The organism is Shigella sp. FC1661 (assembly GCF_001712525.1).
GTDB classification, from domain to species: domain Bacteria; phylum Pseudomonadota; class Gammaproteobacteria; order Enterobacterales; family Enterobacteriaceae; genus Escherichia; species Escherichia coli.
In genome coordinates, this window is record NZ_MDGW01000139.1 from 1 (window position 1) to 6,147 (window position 6,147).

General features: G+C 53.3%; 3 protein-coding genes and 4 pseudogenes. 2 read left to right on the forward strand and 5 right to left on the reverse strand.

Annotated features, from left to right (window positions below; genetic code table 11):
• A pseudogene (locus BFF42_RS09675) lies at positions 1–284 on the forward strand (IS4 family transposase); the annotation flags it as partial.
• 39 nt (positions 285–323) lie between these two features.
• Here the strand turns inward: BFF42_RS09675 and BFF42_RS09680 are convergent.
• Positions 324–896 (reverse strand): annotated as a pseudogene (locus BFF42_RS09680) (YbaY family lipoprotein).
• A gap of 217 nt (positions 897–1,113) precedes the next feature.
• On the opposite strand from BFF42_RS09680, the gene tesB reads away from it, so the two are divergent.
• Complete coding sequence (gene tesB / locus BFF42_RS09685; RefSeq protein ID WP_004981073.1) at positions 1,114–1,974, forward strand: acyl-CoA thioesterase II; 861 nt, start codon at positions 1,114–1,116, stop codon at positions 1,972–1,974.
• A 48-nt stretch (positions 1,975–2,022) separates the two neighbouring features.
• Here tesB and amtB read toward each other — a convergent pair whose 3' ends face one another.
• The 4 genes and pseudogenes from amtB to BFF42_RS09705 form a co-directional block, all read right to left on the reverse strand.
• On the reverse strand, positions 2,023–3,309 hold the full coding sequence (gene amtB / locus BFF42_RS09690; RefSeq protein WP_000685017.1) for an ammonium transporter AmtB: 1,287 nt from the start codon (positions 3,307–3,309) through the stop codon (positions 2,023–2,025).
• Positions 3,310–3,338: 29 nt separating this feature from the next.
• Entirely contained in the window at positions 3,339–3,677 is a 339-nt protein-coding gene (glnK, locus tag BFF42_RS09695) for a P-II family nitrogen regulator (RefSeq protein ID WP_000780338.1), read from the reverse strand.
• 180 nt (positions 3,678–3,857) lie between these two features.
• A pseudogene (locus tag BFF42_RS09700) lies at positions 3,858–5,632 on the reverse strand (SmdB family multidrug efflux ABC transporter permease/ATP-binding protein).
• Positions 5,625–5,780 (reverse strand): annotated as a pseudogene (locus tag BFF42_RS09705) (hypothetical protein); the annotation flags it as partial. The pseudogenes BFF42_RS09705 and BFF42_RS09700, both read right to left, overlap by 8 nt.
• Positions 5,781–6,147: the final 367 nt, after the last annotated feature.

Consider the following 6,147-nt stretch of genomic DNA (forward strand, 5'->3'; position numbering starts at 1 on the left):
GCTTATAATCTGGTGAGATATCAGATGATTAAAATGGCGGAACATCTGAAAGGTTACTGGCCGAATCAACTGAGTTTCTCAGAATCATGCGGAATGGTGATGAGAATGCTGATGACATTGCAGGGCGCTTCACCGGGACGTATACCGGAGCTGATGCGCGATCTTGCAAGTATGGGACAACTTGTGAAATTACCGACGAGAAGGGGAAGGGCCTTCCGAGAGTGGTAAAGGAGAGGCCCTGGAAATACCCCACAGCCCCGAAAAAGAGCCAGTCAGTTGCTTAACTGACTGGCATTACTCCGGGCGGAGAGGGTTAACATCGCTTAATATTGCGTAGGAGCTGGAACTGCCGAAGACGGATTCACCTGAGTTGGTGAAGTCGAAGGTACGGTAGTCGTTGCACCACCGCTGGCCTGAACCGGCACGGCGGTTTGCTACACCGGCACCAATGTCAGGTCGGCTTTAGTTCCGCCCTTGTTGATCACCGGCTGAACGGTATCGGTAATAAATACCAGTTTGTCATTCACGGTAATCGCCGCACTCAACAGAATACGCGCGTTCGGCTGAACATCTGCCGGGTTAAATGGCAGAACAAAGCTGAATGGTGACTGTTTACCTTCGGTACGCACCGCTTTCTGCGCCAGCACTTTTGACGGTGCATCGGCTAACGACGCGTCAGAAAGTGTCACGGTCAGCACAGCATCAGGCGGCAGTGCGACTTTCTGCCGGATCCAGACGGTACCGGAGACATTCGGTTGCTGGATAGCAGGTTGTTGTGTTGCTGAAATAGACGTATTTGCAGCCGGGGCTGGCGTCTGAATATCCGCGCTTTTATCTGCGCAAGCCGCCAACGCAATCGCAACCGCTAAACCACTGGCCATGTGCACGAGTTTCATTCATTTCTCCTTATTATCAATGCACCAGCGGGCTAACTTTCCTCGCCGGAAGAGTGGTTAACAAAATAGTAACGTCAATAAGTGTGGCACACATCACGCATTTCTGCCTGTAATCAGCCCGTAATTCAGATTATTGCACCCATCGGACCAGTGGCAAATTTGCGTTATACTCAACTCACTTTGGCTTGCTGCGGCAGCTTTGTTACTGGAGAGTTATATGAGTCAGGCGCTAAAAAATTTACTGGCATTGTTAAATCTGGAAAAAATTGAGGCAGGACTCTTTCGCGGCCAGAGTGAAGATTTAGGTTTACGCCAGGTGTTTGGCGGCCAGGTCGTGGGTCAGGCCTTGTATGCTGCAAAAGAGACCGTCCCGGAAGAGCGGCTGGTACATTCGTTTCACAGCTACTTTCTTCGCCCAGGCGATAGTAAGAAACCGATTATTTATGATGTCGAAACGCTGCGTGATGGTAACAGCTTCAGCGCCCGCCGGGTTGCTGCTATTCAAAACGGCAAACCGATTTTTTATATGACGGCCTCTTTCCAGGCACCAGAAGCGGGTTTCGAACATCAAAAAACAATGCCGTCCGCGCCAGCGCCTGATGGCCTGCCTTCGGAAACGCAAATCGCCCAATCGCTGGCGCACCTGCTGCCGCCAGTGCTTAAAGATAAATTCATCTGCGATCGTCCGCTGGAAGTCCGTCCGGTGGAGTTTCATAACCCACTGAAAGGTCACGTCGCAGAACCACATCGTCAGGTGTGGATCCGCGCAAATGGTAGCGTGCCGGATGACCTGCGCGTTCATCAGTATCTGCTCGGTTACGCTTCTGATCTTAACTTCCTGCCGGTAGCTCTACAGCCGCACGGCATCGGTTTTCTCGAACCGGGGATTCAGATTGCCACCATTGACCATTCCATGTGGTTCCATCGCCCGTTTAATTTGAATGAATGGCTGCTGTATAGCGTGGAGAGCACCTCGGCGTCCAGCGCACGTGGCTTTGTGCGCGGTGAGTTTTATACCCAGGACGGCGTACTGGTTGCCTCGACCGTTCAGGAAGGGGTGATGCGTAATCACAATTAAAAAAATAGCCGGAGGTGAAAACCGTCCGGCTGTTTTTTGCAGTGCTTGTTAGGCGTTATAGGCATTCTCGCCGTGACTGTTGACATCCAGCCCTTCTAGCTCCTGCTCTTCCGGTACACGCAGACCAACCGTCAGATCCGCCAATTTGTAGCCAATAAATGCCACCACACCGGACCAGACGATCGTAATGGCGATGCTTTCCAGCTGTACCAGCAACTGATGACCCATCGTCACACCTTCAGCGAAGCCCACGCCGCCCAGCGAGCTGGCGGCAAAAATCCCGGTCATGATACAGCCGACAATGCCACAAACGCCGTGCACACCGAAGACATCGCAGGGATCATCCACCCGCAGCAAGCGTTTGAGCATGGTAACGCCCCACAAGCCCGCCAGACCAGCTACCACGCCGATAATCAACGCGCCGCCAACCCCAATGTAGCCGCACGCTGGCGTCACGCCGACCAGACCGGCAATCGCGCCAGAACACGCCCCCAGCAGTGAAGGCTTACCACGCAGCGCCCATTCACCGAAGATCCAGCCAAGAATTGCCGCCGCCGTTGCGACCACAGTATTCACAAATGCCAGTGCCGCGATTTCATTCGCCGTGCCCGCTGACCCGGCGTTAAAGCCAAACCAACCGATATAGAGAATGGCAGTCCCGGTGAAGACCATCGGCAGGTTGTGCGGTTTAAACGCCTCTTTACCGAAGCCCACGCGTTTGCCTATCAGATACGCGCCCACCAGACCGGCGATTGCGGCGTTAATGTGCACCACTGTGCCACCCGCGAAATCCAGTGCACCGTGAGAAGCCAGCAAACCGCCGCCCCACACCATATGCGCAATCGGAATGTAAGAGAGCGTCAGCCATACCACCACGAAAATCAACACAGCTGAGAAGCGGATTCGTTCCGCCAGCGCCCCAACTATCAAGCCTACGGTAATGCAGGCAAACGATCCCTGAAACGCTACGTGGATATACTGATAAATGCTGCCCATCACCGCCGTCAGTTCGATGTTTTTCAGCATCAACCAGTTAACGTTGCCGAAGAAGTTGTTACCCTCACCAAACGCCAGCGAGTAACCGTAAACCACCCAGAGAATACAGACCAGTGCAAACGTCACCGTCACCTGCATCAGCATCGACAGCACGTTTTTGCCGCGAATCAACCCACCGTAAAACAGGGCAATCCCCGGAATAGTCATAAACAGCACCAGCGCAGTACAAATCATCATAAACGCATTGTCGGCTTTATCGGCCACCGCAGGTGCAGCCATTACCAGTCCCGGCAGCATCGCCAGTGAAGCAAGCCCAGTTTTTATCGTCGCTATCTTCATTTTTCGTTCCTGTTGCTGTGTGCCAGAGATTACAGCGCCGCTTCGTCGGCTTCGCCGGTACGAATACGAATGACGCGTTGCAATTCAGCGACGAAGATTTTGCCGTCGCCAATTTTTCCGGTGTAAGCCGCCTTACTGACGATATCGATCACTTCATCGAGTTGGTCATCAGCAATTGCCACATCAATTTTTACTTTTGGCAGGAAGTTGACGCTGTATTCCGCCCCCCGGTACAGCTCGGCATGCCCTTTCTGACGCCCGAAACCTTTCACTTCGGTGACGGTCAAGCCCTGAATACCAATGGAAGATAACGCTTCACGAACGTCTTCCAGCTTGAATGGTTTGATTATCACGGTCACCAGCTTCATAGATCCCCTCCGGTCAGAATTCGGTAATGGTTCTGCTACACGAAGAAGGTATTGCAAGCGGTGTGCCAGAAATGAAAAACGAGAAAGAGAGCAGGAAGTTAAGAAGATTGAAAATGAAAACGCACTATGACAGTGCACAGTGCGTTACATTTTTGCACCAACGATGAAATATTGCGCTATTCAGGCGCTCAATGATTCTTCTTCACGCACGCTGGCTGCCAGCTCTTCGCCCGCAAGTTGCAGTTGATACATCTGCCAGTAGCGTCCCTGGGCCGCCAGCAGTTGCTGGTGAGTGCCCTGCTCCACGGCTTGCCCACGATGAAGCACCAGAATGGTGTCGGCATCAACAATGGTCGATAAGCGGTGAGCAATCACCACCAGCGTGGTATGTTCACGCACAGCCGCCAGAGCATGTTGAATCGCCTGTTCAGTACCGGAGTCAATGCTGGCGGTTGCCTCATCAAGGATCAGGATTTGCGGCGTCTCCACCAACACGCGTGCCAGTGCCAGCAGTTGCTCTTGCCCGACGGAGAGATTATTCCCCTGCTCGCCCAGCGGCGTATAAATACCATCACTCATGCTGCGCGCCAGCTCCGCCAGTTGCACGGTTTCCAGCGCCTGCCAGACGCGTTCTTCGGAGATATCACGCCCCAGCGTCACGTTGGCGAGGAAGGTATCCGCCAGCACCACCGGATCTTGCTGCACCATTGCCACGCCCTGGCGCAGCGCGCTGTGACTTAGCGAACTTAATGGACGACCATCAAGGCGAATCTCACCTTCCGTTAGCGGGTAATAGCCCATCAATAAACTGGCGAGGGTGCTTTTGCCACTGCCGGTATGCCCGACCAGTGCCACAAAGTTACGCGAAGGCACAGAGAGATTAATGTTCTTTAGCACCAGATTGTCATCGCGATAAGCAAATGACACGTTATCGACTTCGATGGTGCCACTCTGTAACGGGCGATCATCATTGCCATATTGCTGGCGCGGTCCGTCCATCAGTTCAAACACGCGCTCACCAGCAACAACAGCCTGTTGCAGCATCGCCTGTTGCGTGGTCAGTTCGATTAAGGGTTCATTAAGTCGCCCAAGATAGCTGATAAACGCATACAGCACGCCTACTTCAATGGTGCCGCTAGCGGAGAAGCCAAACAGCATCAACAAGCCACAAAGAATGAGCGATGAAAACAGACTCAGCAGCGGACGCAGCAGAAAACCGTCGAGGCGCAGGGTTTGCATCCTGGCCATATAGTGTGAACGACTGGCCTCCCCCATACGTTCGCTAAATCGCGCCTGCTGACGGAACTGCTGGATAACGCTCATGCCATTGATGATTTCGTTAAAGCCGTCGTTGATATCCGCCAGATAGGCGCGCACACGACGGACAATCGGCGTGCTGTAACGCTGGTATATCACCATTACCACCAGCACCACCGGGAAAATCATTATCGCCACCAGCGCCAGTCGAGGCTGAACATCGCCACCAGCATCGCGCCCACCAGTGCGGCGCTACGCAGGACAGTTGCCACTACGGTAACGTAGAGATCGCGGATCACTTCAGTGTCATTAGTGACGCGGGAAATCACCTGCCCGACGGGTTGGGTATCAAACTCGCTTAATGGCTGGCGCAATGCGGCATCCATCACGTCGGTACGCAACTGTTGCACTACGCCTACTGCCGCCCGATTAAACAGCAGCGACTGCGCGTAATGTAGCCCGGCGGCAAACAGTTGTAGCCCAACATACGCCGCAGCCAGCCCTGCAACCATTTTCAACGGCAGGTTATTTTTCGCTACCATATTGTCGATAAAATAGCTGATAAGCAGCGGCCCACTGACTTCTGCCGCTGCCGCAACCCACATCATCAGGACCGCAATCCCCAGCGGTTTACGCCACGGCGAACCGTACGCTAACAGACGCTTGAGAGTCGGCCACAGTTGGCTAAAACTACGCATCGACGGCCTCCTCGCGAATTTCCGGAGCGTCGTCGAGCGCCGCCTCCAGTTGTTGATAGCGATACATATCGCGATACCAGCCGCTTTGTTGCGCCAGCTCATCATGATTGCCACGCTGGGCGATATGTCCGTGCTGCATCACAATAATTTATATGAACGCATCCCGTTTGCAAGGCATCCATTGTTTTGACATGACGGGTAGGTTGCAGCTTTATATCCGGCTTTATTGCAGCCGTAACGCTGCGAGCCCCTATGTAATTCGCCGACTCACCCCTTATTTTCACGGCGGACTTCAAGCCCAAAATACTGTTCAGGTTTAGTGAGTCACGGTCTTACCTGTCTTTGTCATCACTCTGGCCGCCATAGCAACCTTTCAGCATTCACCCTTTTGTTAAGAGTTCATTGTTTAATGGTATCAGCGATTAATATGGTCTGATACTGACGTGGTTCCTGTCATACTTACGGTCATGGGCGGTTATCGCCCATACTGTTCGTGCCAGCTTGTTTGCCATGGC